This window comes from Candidatus Infernicultor aquiphilus (genome assembly GCF_002784285.1).
In the GTDB taxonomy this organism is placed as follows: Bacteria; Atribacterota; Phoenicimicrobiia; order Phoenicimicrobiales; family Phoenicimicrobiaceae; genus Infernicultor; species Infernicultor aquiphilus.
Genome location: NZ_PFKO01000168.1, coordinates 1 through 983 on the forward strand (window position 1 = coordinate 1; position 983 = coordinate 983).

1 protein-coding gene is annotated in these 983 nt (G+C 36.1%); it reads left to right on the forward strand.

Features of this window, described 5'->3' with window-relative positions; all coding sequences use genetic code 11:
• Nucleotides 1-899: ABC transporter permease (locus tag COZ07_RS04625; RefSeq protein WP_406607415.1), on the forward strand; the 899-nt coding region annotated here is incomplete at its 5' end.
• Nucleotides 900-983: the final 84 nt, after the last annotated feature.

Below are 983 nucleotides of genomic sequence, written 5' to 3' on the forward strand. Positions count from 1 at the left end.
CTTCTTTAGTGGGAATTGTACTATTATTTATTTTTATCATTATTGCCTTATTTGCCCCAATAATTGCTCCACCTTTGTCAGATAATCCTTACCAAGTACCTCGGATGTCTTGGGATGTAAATCCCCAACCTCCTGGTTTCCCTATGTCAGATGATATAAGAGAAGTATATGACTTTATGGGCACAGAGATAAAATATGATAAAGCGATTTGTGGAACTGCTGAAGGTGGATATGATATATTTTATGGATTAATATGGGGAACAAGAACTGCATTCAAAATTGGTTTAATCACGGTTACAGTTGCAGGGTTTATTGGTGTTTTTATCGGTTCTATTTCTGCCTATTTTGGAGGATGGATAGATGAGGGTTTAATGAGAATTACTGATATATTTTTATCTTTCCCTTTTTTGGTTGCTGCTATGGTATTAACTACTATACTGGGAAGAGGCTTAGATAAAGTTATGATTGCCCTTATTGTTTTTGGATGGATGGGATATGCCAGACTTATAAGAGGAAGTATTTTATCAGCAAAAGAAGAAACTTATGTTATGGCAGCTAAAGCTCTGGGAGTTAAAGATATTAAAATAATCTGGAAACATTTATTGCCCAATACTATATTCCCCGTTATGGTCCAAGGTACTATGAGTATCGGTTCTATGGTAATAACTGCTGCCGCCTTAAGTTTCTTAGGAGTAGGTGCACCGGTAGGATATGCAGATTGGGGACAGATGGTCAGTTTTGCCAGAAATTGGATTATAGGTGCTCCTGGTCATGCTGGACAATACTGGTATACTGTATTGTATCCGGGAATATTTATTGTTCTCTTTGTTCTGGCCTGGAATCTTATTGGCGATACTTTAAGAGATATACTCGATCCACGCTTGAGAGGTGAATTGTAAAGTGATCATAAATAATAAAGAACCTTTATTAGAAGTAAAAGATTTAAAGACCTATTTTTTAACTGAGAACGGAATAGTTAAAGC